General features: G+C 67.5%; 18 protein-coding genes. 5 read left to right on the top strand and 13 right to left on the bottom strand.

Going from position 1 to position 17,163, the window contains the following annotated elements:
• Positions 1-56: 56 nt before the first annotated feature.
• Positions 57-803 carry an acyltransferase gene (locus BST42_RS00945; protein ID WP_083116693.1) on the bottom strand — a complete coding sequence of 249 codons (747 nt, stop codon included), beginning with the start codon at positions 801-803 and terminating at the stop codon, positions 57-59.
• Between the two features lie 100 nt (positions 804-903).
• On the opposite strand from BST42_RS00945, the gene BST42_RS00940 reads away from it, so the two are divergent.
• Entirely contained in the window at positions 904-2,166 is a 1,263-nt protein-coding gene (locus BST42_RS00940; RefSeq protein ID WP_207569434.1) for a BamB-related PQQ repeat family beta-propellar protein, read from the top strand.
• Here BST42_RS00940 and BST42_RS00935 read toward each other — a convergent pair.
• The 8 genes from BST42_RS00935 to BST42_RS29505 form a co-directional block, all read right to left on the bottom strand.
• Complete coding sequence (locus BST42_RS00935) at positions 2,163-2,858, bottom strand: esterase (RefSeq protein WP_083116691.1); 696 nt, start codon at positions 2,856-2,858, stop codon at positions 2,163-2,165. The genes BST42_RS00940 and BST42_RS00935 overlap by 4 nt on opposite strands.
• A 61-nt stretch (positions 2,859-2,919) precedes the next feature.
• The gene (locus BST42_RS00930; RefSeq protein ID WP_237159206.1) at positions 2,920-4,140 is read right to left on the bottom strand and encodes a THUMP-like domain-containing protein; all 1,221 of its coding nucleotides are present in this window, start codon (positions 4,138-4,140) and stop codon (positions 2,920-2,922) included.
• Complete coding sequence (locus BST42_RS00925) at positions 4,098-5,096, bottom strand: class I SAM-dependent methyltransferase (protein ID WP_083116690.1); 999 nt, start codon at positions 5,094-5,096, stop codon at positions 4,098-4,100. Before BST42_RS00925 ends, BST42_RS00930 begins: the two co-directional genes overlap by 43 nt.
• 9 nt (positions 5,097-5,105) lie before the next feature.
• The gene (locus BST42_RS00920) at positions 5,106-5,819 is read right to left on the bottom strand and encodes an enoyl-CoA hydratase (RefSeq protein ID WP_083116689.1); all 714 of its coding nucleotides are present in this window, start codon (positions 5,817-5,819) and stop codon (positions 5,106-5,108) included.
• Between the two features lie 3 nt (positions 5,820-5,822).
• Positions 5,823-6,644 carry an NUDIX hydrolase gene (locus BST42_RS00915; protein ID WP_083116688.1) on the bottom strand — a complete coding sequence of 274 codons (822 nt, stop codon included), beginning with the start codon at positions 6,642-6,644 and terminating at the stop codon, positions 5,823-5,825.
• Positions 6,644-7,480, bottom strand: coding sequence for an ABC transporter ATP-binding protein (locus tag BST42_RS00910; RefSeq protein WP_083116687.1), 837 nt, complete (start codon positions 7,478-7,480; stop codon positions 6,644-6,646). The genes BST42_RS00915 and BST42_RS00910 overlap by 1 nt, the downstream gene beginning before the upstream one ends.
• The gene (gene yczE / locus BST42_RS00905; protein WP_237159204.1) at positions 7,441-8,094 is read right to left on the bottom strand and encodes a membrane protein YczE; all 654 of its coding nucleotides are present in this window, start codon (positions 8,092-8,094) and stop codon (positions 7,441-7,443) included. Before yczE ends, BST42_RS00910 begins: the two co-directional genes overlap by 40 nt.
• Before the next feature lie 56 nt (positions 8,095-8,150).
• Positions 8,151-8,318 carry a hypothetical protein gene (locus BST42_RS29505; protein ID WP_096310941.1) on the bottom strand — a complete coding sequence of 56 codons (168 nt, stop codon included), beginning with the start codon at positions 8,316-8,318 and terminating at the stop codon, positions 8,151-8,153.
• A 65-nt stretch (positions 8,319-8,383) separates the two neighbouring features.
• Here BST42_RS29505 and yczR point away from each other — a divergent pair, with 65 nt between their 5' ends.
• Positions 8,384-9,829 carry a MocR-like transcription factor YczR gene (gene yczR / locus BST42_RS00900; RefSeq protein ID WP_083116685.1) on the top strand — a complete coding sequence of 482 codons (1,446 nt, stop codon included), beginning with the start codon at positions 8,384-8,386 and terminating at the stop codon, positions 9,827-9,829.
• Between the two features lie 156 nt (positions 9,830-9,985).
• Here yczR and serB read toward each other — a convergent pair whose 3' ends face one another.
• Together serB and ctaD are read right to left on the bottom strand one after the other, a co-directional pair.
• Positions 9,986-11,218: a phosphoserine phosphatase SerB gene (serB, locus tag BST42_RS00895; RefSeq protein WP_083116684.1), complete on the bottom strand. Its 1,233-nt coding sequence runs from the start codon at positions 11,216-11,218 to the stop codon at positions 9,986-9,988.
• A gap of 24 nt (positions 11,219-11,242) precedes the next feature.
• Positions 11,243-12,928: an aa3-type cytochrome oxidase subunit I gene (gene ctaD, locus BST42_RS00890; RefSeq protein ID WP_083116683.1), complete on the bottom strand. Its 1,686-nt coding sequence runs from the start codon at positions 12,926-12,928 to the stop codon at positions 11,243-11,245.
• A 222-nt stretch (positions 12,929-13,150) separates the two neighbouring features.
• Here ctaD and BST42_RS00885 point away from each other — a divergent pair, with 222 nt between their 5' ends.
• The 3 genes from BST42_RS00885 (at position 13,151) to BST42_RS00875 (ending at position 15,757) form a co-directional block, all read left to right on the top strand.
• Positions 13,151-14,206 carry an iron-siderophore ABC transporter substrate-binding protein gene (locus tag BST42_RS00885; protein ID WP_237159151.1) on the top strand — a complete coding sequence of 352 codons (1,056 nt, stop codon included), beginning with the start codon at positions 13,151-13,153 and terminating at the stop codon, positions 14,204-14,206.
• Positions 14,207-14,299: 93 nt separating this feature from the next.
• Positions 14,300-14,575 (top strand): YciI family protein, encoded by a 276-nt coding sequence (locus tag BST42_RS00880; RefSeq protein WP_083116682.1) that lies wholly within the window; start codon positions 14,300-14,302, stop codon positions 14,573-14,575.
• A 129-nt stretch (positions 14,576-14,704) separates the two neighbouring features.
• Entirely contained in the window at positions 14,705-15,757 is a 1,053-nt protein-coding gene (locus BST42_RS00875) for an NAD(P)-dependent alcohol dehydrogenase (RefSeq protein WP_083116681.1), read from the top strand.
• Here BST42_RS00875 and BST42_RS00870 read toward each other — a convergent pair whose 3' ends face one another.
• Together BST42_RS00870 and BST42_RS00865 are read right to left on the bottom strand one after the other, a co-directional pair.
• Entirely contained in the window at positions 15,758-16,087 is a 330-nt protein-coding gene (locus BST42_RS00870; RefSeq protein WP_083116680.1) for a DUF3349 domain-containing protein, read from the bottom strand. It abuts the gene before it with no gap.
• A gap of 74 nt (positions 16,088-16,161) precedes the next feature.
• Positions 16,162-17,034, bottom strand: a complete 873-nt coding sequence (locus BST42_RS00865) for an alpha/beta fold hydrolase (protein ID WP_110918419.1) — start codon at positions 17,032-17,034, stop codon at positions 16,162-16,164.
• Positions 17,035-17,163: the final 129 nt, after the last annotated feature.

Genomic DNA, 17,163 nt, shown 5'->3' with positions numbered 1-17,163 from the left:
GCATAACCCCGGACGAACGCCGGAAGATAGTGCCCAAGGACCCGGGGAGAGATGACTTACGCCTCTAGACGGGACGCCTTCTTGCGTTCAATATCCGCCAGCGCCGCCGCCAGTTCGGCGCGCTGCGCGGCCGAGGTATCCCAGGCGAGCTTACGGTTCTTCACGACCTTGGCCGGCGAGCCGACCGCGATCGAGAAGTCCGGAATGTCGCCCTTCACCACGGCGTGGGCGCCCAGGACGCAGCCCCGGCCGACCGTCGTACCGCGCAGGACCGTTACTTTCGCCGCGATCCAGGTATCCGGCCCGATCCGCACCGGACTTTTGACGATCCCCTGGTCTTTGATCGGCATCTCGATGTTGTCCATCTTGTGGTCGAAGTCGCAGACGTAGCACCAGTCGGCCATCAGGGCCGAGTCTCCCAGTTCGATGTCCAGGTAGCAGTTGATGACGTTGTCGCGGCCCAGCACCACCTTGTCGCCGAACCGCAGCGAGCCTTCGTGGGCGCGGATGGTGTTCTTGTCGCCGATGTGTACCCAGCGCCCGATCTCGAGCTGTGCCAGTTCGGGGGTGGCATGGATCTCGACGTCCTTGCCGAGGAACACCATCCCGCGGGTGATGATGTGCGGATTGGTCAGCTTGAACTTCAGCAGGCGCCAGTAACGCACCAGGTACCAGGGCGTGTAGGCCCGGTTCGCGATGACCCAGCGCAGCGAGTCCCTGGTCAGGAAGCGCGCCTGCCGCGGATCCCGCAGGCGCGAGCCCATCCACCGCTTGTGGAGCGGCGATCCCCACATCGTCGTCATGGCCTGAGAGCCTAGTGGAGGTTCGGCGCGGGTTACCCTCGCCTGTACTGACACGGGGTGCGATGGGAAGGTGACACGAGTGCTGCGGCGATTGCTCGCGTTGGCGTCGGCCGCGCTGGTCGTGATCGGTTTGGCCGGTTGCGGCAACACGGACTCGTGGGTCCAGTCCACCGCGGCACACGGCTGGTCGGCTCAGTACGCCGACGCCGCCAACAGCAGTTACACCCGCACCGGCGGCGCCTCTGCGCTCCGGCTGAAATGGAGCCGCTCGGTGAAGGGCGAGCTCGGCGCGGGCGCCGCGCTTGGCGACGGCAGCTACCTCGCGGCGAACGGGCAGACCGCCGGCGGCTGTTCGCTGATGGTGTGGGAGAACGACAACAACGGCAGGCAACGCTGGTGCACCCGCATGGTGCTCGGCGGCGGATTCGCCAGCCCGCTGTTCGACCAATTCGACAACCTGTACATCGGCCAGCCCGGCATGATGCAGTCCTACCCGCCGACGCAATGGATCCGCTGGCGCCAGAACGTGATCGGAATGCCCACGACCGCAAGGTTTCTCGGTAGCGGCAAGTTGCTTGTGGTCACCCACCTCGGGCAGGTGCTGGTCTTCGATTCCCACAGCGGCGACGTGAGCGGCACTCCACTCGATCTCGTCGAGGGCCTCGACCCGACCGATTCGGTCCGCGGGCTGACCGATTGCGCCCGGGGCGCACCGCAGTGCCCGGTGGCCGCACCCCCTGCCTACGCCACCGCGACCCGAATCATCGTCGTCAGCCTGTGGCTGCCCGGCGCCAAGGCGTCGACGCTCGTGGGTCTGCAGTACCACCCCGGCCAGACCCCGCTGCTCACTCGCGAATGGACCTCCGACGCCATCGCCGCCGGCGTGCTGGCCGCACCGGTGGCGTCGGCCGACGGGACCACCGTGTACGTCACCGGCCGCGACAACAAACTGTGGGCCTTGAAGACCTCCGACGGCAAGCCGAAATGGTCTGTGCCGCTGGACTTTCTGCCCCAGACTCCGCCATCGGTGTCGCCCGACGGGCTGATCGTCGTCGGCGGCGGCCCCAATTCCCACCTGGTCGCACTCAAGGATGCCGGCGATAACGCGCAGGTGACCTGGCGCCGCGACGATGTCACACCGTTGAGCACCACCAGTCAGGCCGGCGCCGTGGCCTACACGGTGGCCGCGGGTGCGCCGTCGGGGCTGTCGTTGCTGGCATTCGACCCCGCCGACGGTCACACCCTCAACAGCTATCCTCTGCCGCAGGCCGACGGCTTCCCGGTGGGGGTGTCGGTCGGTCTGGATCGGCGGGTCGTGGTGGCCACCAGCGCCGGCCAGTTGTACAGCTTCGACCCGGCCTAGGTGAGCTGCAGCGGCGGGAGGGCCGCCCGAGGCACCGAGGCCGAGGTGGCTCCGGCGTCCGACGGCAGCAGCTCACCCTGACCGAAGTAGAAGATCACCGCATCATCGGTGATGGCGAAGTTCCGGTAATGCGACGGGTCCAACCCGTCGCCGGTGGCGATGGCGCCGGTCAGACCTGTCTGACGCTGAAGATCGGCTTGCACGATCGGGAATATCGTGTTGAGAACCTTGGCGTCCGGCGGAAAAAGCGTCTCGAATGTCACCGGCTTGCGGTGTGCCACATCGTAGGTGAACGCCTTGTACCAGGTGGTCGGGTGCGCGCCACCGACGTCTTGGAAGAGTTTCAGCACCACACTCTGGGTGGCACCTGGCGGCGGTCCCGAGGTGAATGATTCTGTGGTGACGTCCATTTCGTAGGGCACATTACGAGTGGACGGAGTCTGCGCGACGTTGGTGAAACCCTCGCGGTTCTGCGTCAGGTAGTCCAGGACGGCCTGCTCGTCGGCGTAATCGGTGGGGAACCGCAGATCCATCGTGTACCCGGAGGCGGCGGTGTGCACATGGCAGACGTTGCCGGCCTCCATGGTCCCGCCCATGGCTCCGCAGTCGGTAGCCGCACCGGCCACCCCGATGGATTGCTCACCGACCAGCACGCCGAAGACCAGCAAGGTGGCCAGATGAAAAATGCGCATTCGTCGACAGTCCTCGCGCTCGAAGACGGCACCGGCGCCGCTGGCCGCCAGCGTACCCGCGCTAAATGTGTGCGGCGGACGCTCGACAGAGGAAGGCCGTAGAGCGCTCCCCCGCGCCCGCGCCGATGCGGGTGATCACCAGCGACAGCGCGGTGCGCCCAGCCGGTCGCAGCCGTCGTCGCAGTGCGTCGGGATCGACTCCGACGCCGCGCACCAGGATTTCGAGCTGCCCGCAATCATGCTGTGAGAGTGCTTGACGCAGAGTCTTTTCCCGCAGCGGGAGCTCGTCGAGCACTTCGAAGCCACGCACCCCGGGAGGCACGTGATCGCCACTGAGGTACGCGATCGCCGGGTCCAGCTGCCACAGCCCGTGCCGAGCCGCGTACTGGCGGACCAGGCCGGCGCGCACGATCGCCCCGTCCGGGTCGACGATCCAGCGTCCGACGGGACGGGTCGGGCAGTCGTCGGGATCGGCGTCGGTGATCACCTCACCGCGGTCCAGGACGCTGGCCCGCCGGCGCACTCCCGGGGTGGCCAGCGCCGGCGACCACAGACAGGCCTCCCGCACCGAACCGCCGGCTGAGGTCACCTCGATCTCGCCGTCGAAGCCCAGTTCCGCGACCGCCTCGAAATCTATTCCGGGCGCACACTTCACGACGGTAGACCGGCCGCGGTAGGCGTCGAACACCGCGTCCAGCGGTGGCACGTAATCGCGAGGATCGAAGCGGCGACGGCCGCCCGAGCGCCGCGCGGGATCGAGTAGCACCACGGCGTCGCGGCTCACCGGATGCAGTGCATCGGCACGGCACAGCGCCACGTCCGGCACATTGTGGTGAGCCATTGCCAGGCGCACCTCGTCGATATCGCTGCCGACGAGCTCGGCCGTCGTGGACCGCAGCGCGGCCAGCTCGGTGCCGATCGAACAGGTCGCGTCGTGCACCACCGCGCCGGCCAGCCGGGCGGCCCGGTGCCGGGCCACCGGCTCGGCGGTGGCCTGCTGCAGCGCGTCGTCGGTGAACAACCACCGCGACACGTCGGCCAGGTCTCCGAGTTTGGCAACGGCCTTGCGGCGCAACAACGTCGTCTCGACCAGCGCCGTAGTGCGCTCGGCGAACCGGTCGCGGATCGCGGCGATGTCGGCGAGCCGGCTGGCATCGGTCAGCCGATAGCACGCCACCTCCGCCAGCGCCGCCACCCCGGCGTCACCGGTGAGGTAGGTGACGTCGTCGCGCCGAAAGGTCAGGACGGTTTGACCCCGGTGATCATGACGTTGTAGTACCAGCCCTTCGGCACGACGCGCCGCCAAAGGTTGTCGTCCACCCAGCTCAGCCCGATCCAGCTGTTGAAGGCGAACTTGGCGTAGCCCCAGCCCAGCTTTCCGGGCGGCACGGCCGCCTCGAACGTGCGCAGCGGCCAGCCGAGCATCGCGGCGGTGAACTCCGTGGTCGAGGTCGACACGTCCACGGCGCCCGCGCTGCGGGCCATCCGCTCGAGGTCTTCGGGATCGAAGGTGTGCAGGTCGACGACCGCCTCCAGCGCCGCCGCGCGCGACGACTCGTCGAGTTCGGCCTGCGGCCGTCGCCAGCCCTGCAGGCCGGGCAGCTTGGTGGCGTTGGTGGCGACCCGCCAGGTCAGCGTCGACAGGGAGCGGGCGTAGGTGTTGCCGACGCTGGTCGGCTCACCGGCGAACACGAACCGGCCGCCCGGCTTGAGCACCCGCACGACTTCACGCAGCGACTTCTCGACATCGGGAATGTGGTGCAGCACGGCATGCCCGACGACGAGGTCGAACGTGTTGTCCTCGTAGGGGACGCCTTCGGCGTCGGCGACCCGGCCGTCGATGTCCAGGCCCAGGTTCTCGCCGTTGCGGGTGGCGACCTTGACCATGCCCGGCGACAGGTCGGTCACCGAGCCGCGCCGGGCCACACCCGCCTGGATCAGGTTGAGCAGGAAGAAGCCGCTGCCGCAGCCCAGCTCCAGTGCGCGGTCGTAGGGCAGCTCACGCAGCTCCTCGGGCGGCACGGTGGCGTCGAAGAGGTTGCGGGCGTAGTCCACGCAGCGTTTGTCGTACGAGATCGACCATTTGTCGTCGTAGCTCTCGGCTTCCCAGTCGTGGTACAGGATCTGGGCCAGCTTGCTGTCCTTGAGCGCGGCCTCGACTTGTTCCGCCGTGGCGTGCGGTATCGGAGCGGGGTCGCCCGCGACATCGGGCAGGGTGCCGGAGTCCTTGGTCGTCATCAGGGCAGCCTAACCGCCATCGCCGGTGGCGAAGACCTCACCGTAGCGTTCGGCCTGCTCACGGGCGTCGAGCCGGCCGTCGATGAGGGCTTTGGCGCCCGCCAGCGCGCTCGGCTCGGCGTCGACGAACCGGCCCGCCCACGCCGCGGCGGCGTCAAAGACATGGTCGGGGGCCACCATCTCGTCGATGAGTCCGAGCGCCAGTGACTCCTTGGCGTCGACGAACCGGCCGCTGAACGCCAGTTCCTTGGCCCGCGCCGGCCCGATTGCGCCGGCCAGCCGCTGGGCTCCGCCACCGCCGGGCACCAGGCCGGCCAGGACTTCGGTGGCGCCCAGCTTGACGTTGTCACCGCTGACCCGCCAGTCGGCGGCCAGCGCCAGGCTCAACCCGGCGCCCAACGCGTAGCCGGTGATCGCCGCGACCGTCGGCTTGGGAATCGCTGCCACCGCATCGAGCGCATCGCGGCGCAGCAGGTCGGCGTGCTCGGCCTCAGCGCGGTTCAGCGTGCGCAGTTCGGGGACGTCGTCGCCGGCGGAGAAGATCTCGTGGCCACCGAACAGGATCAGCGTCGCGATGTCGGCGCGCTGGGCCACCTCGGCGGCCGCATCGATGAGCTCGCGGTACGTCTGCCTGGTCAGCGCGTTGGTCGGTGGGCGTGACACCAGCAGCACGCCGACTCGGGGGTGCTGCTCGCCGACGTGGATGCTGACGAACTCGCGCACGGCCTACCCCCCGTAACCCGATGGGCTACGCCGATTACGGGCCTCGTTGTATCGATCGCTGTTGAAGAACTCGATCTCCCAATTACCCTCGTGCACAGCCAGATTGGGCTGAACGACCACGATCTGACGCTCCAGCGTCAACACCTCGTCGACGCTGCGCCCGGCCAGCGAGTCCAGTTGCGTCCAGGTCGGCGGCAGCAGGAAGGACCGCCCGCCGGCGAAGTCCTCGATGGCAGCCTCCGGACTGGTCCAGGCCGCCTGATCGGATTCGGTGTTGTGGCCGTCGGCCCGCTGGCCTTCGGGCAGGGCGCCGACGAAGAAATAGGTGTCGTAGCGGCGGGTGCGCTCCTCTTCGGGGGTGACCCAGTTGGCCCACGGTCGCAGCAGGTCGGCACGCAGTACCAGCTTCTCCCGGCGCAGGAAGTCCGAGAACGACAGGCTCCGGTCGACAAGGGCCCCGCGCGCCTCGCGATAGACCGACGCATCGGCGACGATGCCGTCCGGATCGTCGGCAGGCCCGGCGAACAACACGCCGGACTCCTCGAACGTCTCGCGGGCCGCCGCGCACACCAGCGCTTCGGCGAGGTCCTCGTCGATGCCGAAGCGGGTGGCCCACCAGTCCGGGCCAGGCCCGTACCAGTCGATGTCGGAGTTGCGGTCGCGGTCGTCGACACCGCCGCCCGGGAACACCATGACCCCGCCGGCGAACTCCATCGCGCGGTGCCGGCGCATCAGGAAGACCTCGACGCCGTCCGCGGGGGTGTCGCGGATCAGCATGACCGTGGCCGCCGGGCGGACCGGCAGCGGTTCGGGTTTGTCGCTCATCAGCGCCTCCTGTGGGCCGCGCGACTCCGCACGCGTCGGGCGAAGTAGCGGCCGTCGATGACATCCAGCGCAATCGATTGCCCGAATGCGGTGGACAGGTTCTCCGCCGTCAGGGTGTCACGCAGCAGTCCACCGGCCACCACCTGGCCCTCGGACAGGATCAGGCAGTGGCTGAAGCCCGGCGGGATCTCCTCGACGTGGTGGGTGACCAGCACCAGCGCGGGTGCATCGGGGTCGGCGGCAAGATCGGCCAGCCGGGCCACCAGCTCTTCGCGGCCGCCGAGATCCAGCCCGGCTGCGGGCTCGTCGAGCAGGAGCAACTCGGGGTCGGTCATCAGCGAGCGGGCGATGAGCACCCGTTTGCGTTCACCCTCCGACAGCGTGCCGTAGGTCCGATCGGCCAGATGTTCGGCGCCGACGCTCTCCAACGTGTCCACGGCACGGGCGTAGTCGATCTCGTCGTAGTTCTCCCGCCACCGGCCCAACACGGCGTACCCGGCCGAGACGACCAGATCGCGGACCAGTTCGTCGTCGGGCACCCGTTGCGCGAGTGCCGCGCTGCTCAGCCCCACGCGCTGGCGCAACTCGGCCATGTCGGTGCGGCCCAGCCGCTCGGCGAGCACATAGGCGATGCCGGACGACGGATGTTCCATCGCGGCCGCCATCCGCAGCAGCGAGGTCTTGCCTGCACCGTTGGGGCCGATCACGACCCAGCGTTCGTCGAGTTCGACCTGCCAGGTGATGGGTCCGACCAGGACCCGGCCCCCGCGGCGCAGCGATACTTTCCGGAAGTCGATCAGCAGGTCGGGGTCGACCTCGTCGGCGGCATCGGGCACTGCACCATCGTGCCGTATTCACCGGCGTCTGCACGCCTGGGGTCGCTGCGTTTTCGACTCTTCTCGAGGATGTTCGCCCACCCGCTCGCAGCCAGGACGGGTTTCGGGGTGACGCGCAGGACCAGCTGCACCATCGGCCCGATGCCAAAGGCGTAGATGACGGTCCCGACTCCCACGCTCCCGCCCAGCAGCCAGCCCACCGCCAGCACGGTGGCTTCGATCGCGGTGCGCACCACGCGTACCGAAACACCGGTCCGCGCAACCAGTCCCGTCATCAGGCCGTCACGGGGACCTGGCCCAAGACCGGCGCCCACGTACAGCACCGTCGACACCGCGTTGAGCAGAACCGCTCCCAGCATCAGGGCGATTCGGGCCGGTACCGACTCGGGTGCGGTCAGCACGGCCAGTCCGGCGTCGACGGTGACCGCGATGACGACGACGTTGGCGACCGTGCCGATACCGGGCCTGTTGCGCAACGGGATCCAGGCCAGTAACACAACGACACCGACCACCGCCGAGGCCACCCCGATGGTCATCGGTGTGTGCCGGGTCAGCCCCTGGTGGAACACGTCCCACGGATCGAGGCCGAGCCCGGCGCGCACCATCATCGCCATCGAAAGGCCGTAGCCGGTGAGGCCGGTCAGCAGGGCGAACCCGCGCAGCGCCGCACTCACCGGTGGTCGGAGAACCGCACGCGCAGTGCGTCGAGATCCGCGCGCATCCGGCGCGCGTCGGCGTCGACGTCGTCCCATCCTGTCGAGGACGGATTCCACGGGCCGTGGCCGGGGTCGAGGAGGGTCGCGAGGCGGGAGGCCACTCGAGAAAACCAGGTACTCATGTGAACCATACTTCCGACGGACTGGCTTGCTCATCAATAGCCAGTTGACTCATACTGGCTTGCAAATGGCGACGACGATGAAGGCCAGAACTCTCGACCCGGACCTTTTGGTCCGAGAGTTGGGCAACTGGCGTACCTCCAGCAGAAGTGGCCCCAGCTACCAGGCGTTGGCCGACGGGCTGCGGATGCTGATCGTCGACGGCCGGCTGCCGGTCGGTTCGCGGCTGCCCAGCGAGCGCGTGCTGGCCGAAGCGCTGCGGGTCTCGCGGACCACCGTCACAGCCGCGTATGCGGAACTGGGCGAGAGCGGCTACCTGCATGCCCGCCGCGGCGCCCGCAGCACAGTTGCGCTCCCCCACACCCCGGTCAGTGTGCCGAGCGCGACACCGGCCGCGATCAACCTGGCGGCGGCCGCTCTGGCCGCCCCGGCCAGCGCGGTGCAGGACGCCTTCGCCGAGGCAGCCCGCGAATCCGCCGGTTACCTGCAGCAGACCGGTCACGACATGCGCGGGATCGTGCCCTTCCGCACAGCGATCGCCGAACGCTATTGCGCCAGAGGGCTTCCCACCGAGGCCGACCAAATCATGGTCACCAGCGGCGCCCAGCACGCGATTGCGTTGATCCTGGCGACCTACGTGCAGCCCGGTGATCGCGTACTCGTCGAGCAGCCCACCTATCACGGGGCGCTCAGCGCGATCGCGACCGCGGGCGCCCGGCCCGTGCCGGTGGCAATGACAAGGGAGGGTTGGGAACTCGACGCCCTGCACGCCGCGGTACGACAACTCGCCCCGACTCTGGCCTATCTGGTGCCTGACAATCACAATCCGACAGGGTTCTCGATGCCGCCGGCGGACCGCAAGCGAATTTGCGACATCGTCGCCGAGACACGCACCCGCACGGTGGTCGACGAAACGCTCACCGACGTCTGGATCGACGAGCCGGTGCCGCCGCCGGTCGCCGCTTGGATGAGTGCGCGCACCGACCTGATGATCACGATCGGATCGATGTCGAAGTCGTTCTGGGGCGGGATGCGCATCGGCTGGATCCGCGCCGAGCCGAGCGTGCTCGCCACCATCCGGGCTGTCCGCCCGTCGATCGACCTGGGCACCTCGGTGGTCGAACAGCTCGCTGCGGCAAGGCTTCTCACGCATCAGGCCGACGAGGTATTGCCCGAACGTCGGGAGATTTTGCGCGGGCGACGGACGCTGCTACTCGAACTGCTTGAGCAACACCTGCCAGAGTGGCGTCCACTGCCGGGCACCGGCGGCATGTCGCTGTGGGTGCAGCTGCCCGCTCCGGTGAGTTCGGCGATGTGCGCGTCCGCCTCCCGGCTCGGCGTCGAGTTGCCGCCCGGACCCCGCTTCGGGGTGGACGGCACACTGGAGCGTTTTGTCCGTGTTCCGTTCGCGCTGCCCGAGGACGAGCTGACGCAGGCCATCGAGCTGCTCGGCCGGGCGTGGCGCAGCATCACCGGCTCGGCGACCGTCGAGTCGACGGCCGTGGTGATCTAGGGACGGAACTACTGGCCTGAGCGCACACCGTGTGCGCCGACAGTAACGCCATGGCGGGAATCCACGCTGATGTCCGCCGTGGGGTTACTGTCGACCGCGCGTGAGCGCGCCGAGCGGCTGAATTCAGCCGCCACGTCGATCTCGACGAAGGCCTACCTACTCGGGCGGGATCTCGACCCGGCGGAGCACACCGTCGACGGCGTCCGCCGCCTCGATCTCAGCGCGGGTGATGCCAAGAATGAACAACACCGTGTCCAGGTAAGGGTGGCTCAGCGAGGTGTCGGCAACCGCCCGCAGCGCGGGCTTGGCGTTGAACGCCACCCCGAGGCCGGCGGCGGCCAGCATGTCGATGTCGTTGGCTCCGTCGCCGACCGCTACGGTCTGCTCCATCGGAACACCGACCTGACGCGCAAAGTCGCGCAGCGCCTTGGCTTTTCCGGCGCGGTCGACGACCTCGCCGACGACCCGTCCGGTCAGCTTGCCGTCGACGATCTCGAGTTCGTTGGCGGCCACGAAGTCCAGCATCAGTTCGTGCGCCAACGGGTCGATCACCTGACGGAAGCCGCCGGAGACCACGCCGCAGTGAAAGCCCAGCCGCCGCAACGTCCGGATCGTGGTACGCGCGCCGGGGGTCAGCTCGATCTGCTCGGCGACCTCGTCGAGCACCTCGGCGGGCAGGCCGGCCAAGGTCTCCACCCGGCGGTGCAGTGATTCGGCGAAGTCCAGTTCGCCCCGCATGGCCGCCTCGGTGACGGCGGCGACCGCCTCCTCAGCGCCGGCATGGGCGGCCAGCATCTCGATGACCTCACCCTGGATGAGCGTGGAGTCGACATCGAACACGATGAGCCGCTTGGCCCGTCGCTCCAGGCTGTAGTTCTCGACGGCGATGTCCAAGCCCTGCTCCGACGCCACCCGCGCGAGAACCGTGCGCAGATCTCCACCCACACCGGCGGGAACCGATACCCGCAACTCGAGCCCGGTCACCGGGTAGTCGGAGACGCCGCGGATGAAGTCGATGTTGACCCCGAGCGCGGCAGCCTCGCGAGCCACCACACCGAAGGCCGCCGCCGTGATGGGCCGCCCGAGCACCACGATGGTGTGAGTGGACGGCTCACGGATGATCGGGCTGTCGTCGCTGCGTTCGATCGTGACGTCCAGCCCGACGCGATGAATCGCAGTCGTGACGTCGTCGCGCAGCAGTACGCCGTCGGCCACGCTGGCTTCGCCCGAAACCAGCACACCGAGCGTCAGCCGCCCGCGGATCACCACCTGCTCGACGTTGAGAAGATCCACCGCATGGCGCGCCAACACTTCGAACAGTGCCGAGGTGACACCTGGCTGGTCGACACCGGTGACGGTGATCAGCACCGACACCTTGGACATGGTCATACCCGGAAGGTTGCGGATCCCGAGTTAGGTGCGGACGTGCTCGTCATCGAGACGCGTGACGTCGCCGTCGTCGGGGCCGTGTGCACGCCCGACGTGCGCCTCCGCACGCATCCGCTCGATCATGTGCGGGTAATGCAGCTCGAAAGCCGGACGCTCCGAACGGATCCGGGGCAACTCGCTGAAGTTGTGCCGCGGCGGCGGGCACGAGGTGGCCCACTCCAGCGAGTTGCCGTAACCCCACGGATCGTCGACCGTGACGACCTCGCCGTACCGCCAGCTCTTGAAGATGTTCCACACGAACGGCAGCACCGACACACCGAGGATGAACGCGCCGATGGTCGACACGATGTTCAGCGTCTCGAAGCCGTCCGACGGCAGGTAATCGGCGTAGCGGCGGGGCATGCCCTCGTCACCGAGCCAGTGCTGCACCAGGAACGTGGTGTGGAAGCCGATGAACGTCAGCCAGAAGTGCACCTTGCCCAGCCGCTCGTCGAGCAGGCGGCCGGTCATCTTCGGGAACCAGAAGTAGATTCCGGCGTAGGTCGCGAACACGATCGTGCCGAACAGCACGTAGTGGAAGTGGGCGATCACGAAGTAGCTGTCGCTGACGTGGAAGTCCAGCGGCGGGCTGGCCAGCAGCACGCCGGAGAGGCCACCGAGCAGGAACGTCACCAGGAAGCCGATCGAGAACAGCATCGGCGTCTCGAATGTCAGCCGGCCCTTCCACATCGTGCCGATCCAGTTGAAGAACTTGATACCGGTGGGCACCGCGATCAGGAACGTCATGAACGAGAAGAACGGCAGCAGGACCGCGCCGGTGACATACATGTGGTGCGCCCACACCGCCACTGACAGCGCCGCGATGCTGATCGTCGCGTAGATCAGGGTGGTGTAACCGAACACCGGCTTACGGGAGAACACCGGGAAGATCTCGGTCACGATGCCGAAGAACGGCAGCGCGATGATGTACACCTCGGGGTGCCCGAAGAACCAGAACAGGTGCTGGAACAGCATCGTTCCGCCGTTGGCGGGGTCATAGATGTGTGCACCCAGGTGGCGGTCGGCAGCCAGGCCGAACAGCGCCGCGGTCAGCAGCGGGAAGGCCACCAGGACCAGGATCGAGGTCACGAAGATGTTCCAGGTGAAGATCGGCATCCGGAACATGGTCATGCCCGGGGCGCGCATGCAGACCACCGTGGTGATCATGTTTACGCCACCGAGGATGGTGCCCAGACCACCGACGGCCAGACCCAGAATCCACAGGTCACCACCGGCGCCGGGGCTGTGCATCGCGTCCGAGAGCGGGGTGTAGGCGGTCCAGCCGAAGTCGGCGGCGCCACCCGGGGTGATGAATCCGGCCAGCGCGATCATCGCACCGAAGACGAACAGCCAGAACGAGAGCGCGTTCAGCCGCGGGAACGCCACGTCGGGGGCGCCGATCTGCAGCGGCAGCACAAGGTTGGCGAAACCGAACACGATCGGCGTCGCATAGAACAGCAACATCGCCGTGCCGTGCATGGTGAACAGCTGGTTGTACTGCTCATTCGACAAGAACTGAAGCCCCGGCACGGCCAGCTCGGCGCGAATGAACAGCGCCATCAAGCCACCCATGAAGAAGAAAACGAAGCAGGCGACGCAGTACATGATGCCGATCAGCTTGTGATCGGTCGTCGTGACCAGCTTGTAGATCAGGTTGCCCTTGGGACCCATCCGTGCAGGTGCGGGTCGAGTGGCCTCGAGTTCCCCCTGCGAAGGCACAACGGCAGTCAACTGTCCTCCAAAAATCGTTAGCGCGCCGAGAACGTGTAGTTGATCCTAGCCGCCCGTCGCCGCCAATGGGCTGTGGGTCCTACATTCTGTCGTATTTGTCACCGGTACACCTTGAGCCGCAGCTCAGCCACCCTACGACAGCCAGGTGTTACCGTCGGCGTCGTGCTGATCGGTGGTGGGCGTGCGGGTGTCGTGATGGCCGCCGGCGCGGTGCTGGCCGCGGTCGCCATGACAGTCGCCAGCGGGTGCTCCACAACCCCGCCGAAGGCCGCGCAGCCGGGGGTACCGTCCCCGGTCACCAGCACCACCAAGATCGCGAGCGCAGGTGTGCTGGGTAATCAGCGCCGGCCCGACGAATCGTGTGCACCCGAGCCGGCCCGCCTCGACCCGGCCGCGCCGGACCCTCAACGCATCGTGGTGCTGGCCGGCGACGAGCTCGACGCGCTGTGCGCGCTGGGGCTACAGACGCGGATCGTGGCGGCCGCCCTGCCCGACGGATCCACCAGCCAGCCGTCGTATCTGGGCACCGTTATCCATAACGTGCCCGCAGCCGGCACCCGCAGCGCACCGGACCTCAGCGCAATCGCGGCCGCCAAACCTGACCTGATTCTCGGCTCGCAGGCGTTGACGCCGCAGTCCCTGCCGGAGCTGACCGCCATCGCTCCGACCGTGTTCGCCGACGCCCCCGGCGCCAAGTGGCAGGACAACCTGCGCACCGTCGGCGCGGCGACCGGACGAGCCCAGGCCGCGGCCGATCTGATCGGCGGGTTCACCGAGCAGGCCAAACAGAAGGGTGGCGCCAACGACGCTCCGCACTTCCAGGCCTCCATCGTCCAATTCACCGACACCACGATGCGGGTGTATGGCGCGGCGAATTTCCCGGCGTCGGTGTTGGCCGACGTCGGAGTGGATCGCCCTGCAGCACAACGGTTTACCGATAAGCCGTACATCGAGATCGGGATTTCCAATGCCGATCTGGACCGGTCACCGGACCTCTCCGCCGCCGACGGCGACATCATCTATCTGTCGTTCGCCTCGCCGGCGGCTAAGGATCGGGCGCCCGCGGTCCTGGACAGCGCGCCGTGGCGGAAGTTGTCGGCCAACCGCGACAACCGCGTCTTCGTGGTCAACAACGAGATATGGCAGACCGGTCAGGGTCTGGTCGCCGCGCGCGGCATCCTCGACGACCTTCGCTGGCTCAACGCACCGATCAACTAGCCCTCCATCGCCGAATTTCACGTTTCGCCGCAGAAGTGCGAGTGCGACGCGACAAAACGTGAAACTCGGAGGCCACGTGTAGCGTTCAGACCCGTGTTCCACGTGCTGACGATCACTTACGAGAAGCCGCTCGACGTCGTCGACCAAACCCGGCCGGCGCATCTGGCGTTTCTGAACGACGAGGTCGAGGCCGGGCGTCTGCTGCTCGCCGGGCGCCTGGAGACGGGTACCGGCGGTGTGCTGATCACCGCGGATATCAGCACCGAAGACGCCCAGAGCATCATCGACCGCGACCCGTACACGCTGGCGGGCGTGGTCAGCTATCAGCGGTTATCGTTCAACGGCGGGGTTCGCGCAGCCGGGCTGTAAACCTCGTCACGTCGGGATTAGGCACTCGCCCCGAGGGGTTATGCCTCTTGGTCGCAACGTTGCGACCCAACTTGCACTCAAAACGCTGAATCGATCAGTGCTGCCTGAAACGCGATCAAAGAGGACACGATGAGCACAGTCACCGCTTACGCCGCCACGTCGGCAACCGAGCCGCTTACCAAGACCACCGTCACCCGTCGCGACGTCGGCCCGACTGACGTCCGGTTCGACATCCACTTCGCCGGAATCTGTCACTCCGACATCCATACGGTGAAAGCCGAATGGGGACAACCTAATTACCCCGTCGTACCGGGCCATGAGATCGCCGGTGTGGTGACCGAGGTCGGTAGTGAGGTGACCAAATACAAGGTCGGTGACCACGTCGGCGTCGGCTGCTTCGTCGACTCCTGCCGCGAGTGCGACAACTGCAAGGCCGGCCTGCAGCAGTACTGCACCGGCACCGGCATGGTGGGCACCTACAACGCCGTCGGTCGCGACGGTGAGCCCACCTACGGCGGATACAGCGGCGAGATCGTCGTCGACGAGGACTACGTCCTGCGTATCCCCGACAGCATCGCCTTGGATGCGGCGGCTCCGCTGCTGTGCGCCGGCATCACGCTGTTCTCTCCGCTGCGCCACTGGAACGCAGGCCCCGGCAAGAAGGTGGCCATCATCGGCCTCGGCGGTCTCGGCCACATGGGCGTGAAGCTCGCGCACGCGATGGGCGCCGAGGTGACCGTGCTGAGCCAGTCGCTGAAGAAGATGGAAGACGGCCTTCGGCTCGGTGCCGACGCCTACTACGCCACCAGCGACCCCGACACCTTCAAGAAACTGGCCGGCCACTTCGACCTGATCCTGAACACGGTTTCGGCCAACCTCGACATGGGTGACTACCTGGGACTGCTGGCGGTCGACGGCACGCTCGTCGAACTCGGCATCCCGGAGCACCCCATGGCGGTCCCGGCCTTCCCGCTGGCCGGCGGACGGCGCAGCCTGTCGGGTTCGATGATCGGCGGCATTCCCGAAACCCAGGAGATGCTCGACTTCTGCGCCGAGCATGGCGTGGCGCCCGAGATCGAGGTCATCGAGCCGGATTACATCAACGAAGCCTACGAGCGGGTGCTGGCCAGCGACGTGCGCTACCGGTTCGTCATCGACACCAGCTCGCTGCGCGGCGAGTAATCACTCGCTGACGGGGTCCTCGGACACACCGGCCAGCGGCCAACCGGCCGCGGCCAGTGTTGCCGCCACCCGCTTGACGTTGTCCGGCCCCGCATCGTGGTGGCTGACGTCCTTGATGAATGCCGCGATCTCGTCCTCGTCGATCCCGCCCTCGAGCGCAGTCGAGTCCTCGGCGGTGATGTGAGCGACGACCTCTTTGATCTGCTCTTCGGTCAGCGGGGTCGAGCGCAACAAGGCCAGCAACGGGACCCGGTCAGGACCGGGCACCCCGTTGGGATAACCGGCCCGCAGCCAGTTCAGGATCGAGTTCAACAGCGACGTAGCGGTCACGCCGCCCAGTCTCTCGGTTGGGTGCGAACTGCGCCAGCACCGATGGGACAGTTCTCCCCCGGTTCACACCGCGTTCACCGGTCGACGGCGTACTCGGCCAGGAATTGCACGACCGCGTCGGCGAACAAATCGTTGCGATCGCCTGCCACCATATGACCGGCGCCCGCGACGTCGACGAACTCGATCTGCGGGAAACGCGCGAGGAAGTCGTCGGCGCGTTCCTGGGTGACGAGATCGCTCATCTGACCGCGCACCAGCAGCATTGGGGTGCCGCCCGCCAGGATCGCTGCGACCGCCGCGTTGATGCGTTCGACGTCGGTCACCTCGATGGGTGGGCGCGACGCGCTGCCGTCGATGAACTTCGGGTCCCAGTGCCAGTACCACCGGCCGTCGCGGTGACGCAGATTGGTGCGAAGACCGTCGAGGTCGTCGGGACGGCGGCGATGAGGGTTGTACTCCTGAATCATGTCGGCCACCTCGTCGAGCGAGGCGAACCCGGATTCCATTCTGTCGTACATGAATTGGTGGATTCGCGAGGCGCCTGAGGGATCCATGTCCGGAACGATGTCGACGAGGACCAGCGCGCGCAGCGTATCGGGGGCGATCTCACCGGCGAGCAGCATGCCGGTGAACCCACCAAGGGACGCGCCGACGAGCACGGGGTGCGGCGGCAGCCGGCGCATGAGTTCGAGGACATCTTTGGCGAAACTGACAACCCGGTAGTCACCGTCGGGCGACCAGTCGGACTCGCCATGCCCGCGCAGGTCGACTGTGACCGCCTGCCAGCCGCGGGCGGCAACTGCTGCAGCGGCCCGGCCCCACGATCGGCGCGTCTGGCCGCCGCCGTGCAGAAACACGACGGCCGGCGCATCCGGGTCACCGATGCGGTCGGCTGCGATGCGGACCCCGCCGACTCCAGCGGTGCTGAACGGTTCGGGTGTGTTCACGCATTCAGCATCCGTGATGGAATCGCCAGCTCAAAGCGCCAGTCCCAACCGAATGAAGCCTTTGGGTGTCGATAACCGGGACGAACGGCCCTACGGTGGCGTCGCCTCGGCGCGGACGTTGGACGGGTG

The organism is Mycolicibacterium rhodesiae (assembly GCF_002086695.1).
Taxonomy (GTDB): Bacteria; Actinomycetota; Actinomycetes; order Mycobacteriales; family Mycobacteriaceae; genus Mycobacterium; species Mycobacterium rhodesiae.
The sequence above is the reverse complement of the archived record's forward strand: the minus strand, read 5'-3'. Positions and strand labels throughout refer to the sequence as shown.

Coding starts and splice junctions, on each gene's coding strand:
- BST42_RS00945 (WP_083116693.1), bottom strand. CDS start 803: ATGACGACGATGTGGGGATCGCCGCTCCACAAGCGGTGGATGGGCTCG.
- BST42_RS00935 (WP_083116691.1), bottom strand. CDS start 2,858: ATGCGCATTTTTCATCTGGCCACCTTGCTGGTCTTCGGCGTGCTGGTC.
- BST42_RS00925 (WP_083116690.1), bottom strand. CDS start 5,096: ATGACGACCAAGGACTCCGGCACCCTGCCCGATGTCGCGGGCGACCCC.
- BST42_RS00915 (WP_083116688.1), bottom strand. CDS start 6,644: ATGAGCGACAAACCCGAACCGCTGCCGGTCCGCCCGGCGGCCACGGTC.
- yczE (WP_237159204.1), bottom strand. CDS start 8,094: ATGGCGATGATGGTGCGCGCCGGGCTCGGCCTCGATCCGTGGGACGTG.
- BST42_RS29505 (WP_096310941.1), bottom strand. CDS start 8,318: ATGAGTACCTGGTTTTCTCGAGTGGCCTCCCGCCTCGCGACCCTCCTC.
- yczR (WP_083116685.1), top strand. CDS start 8,384: ATGGCGACGACGATGAAGGCCAGAACTCTCGACCCGGACCTTTTGGTC.
- serB (WP_083116684.1), bottom strand. CDS start 11,218: ATGACCATGTCCAAGGTGTCGGTGCTGATCACCGTCACCGGTGTCGAC.
- ctaD (WP_083116683.1), bottom strand. CDS start 12,928: ATGGGTCCCAAGGGCAACCTGATCTACAAGCTGGTCACGACGACCGAT.
- BST42_RS00875 (WP_083116681.1), top strand. CDS start 14,705: ATGAGCACAGTCACCGCTTACGCCGCCACGTCGGCAACCGAGCCGCTT.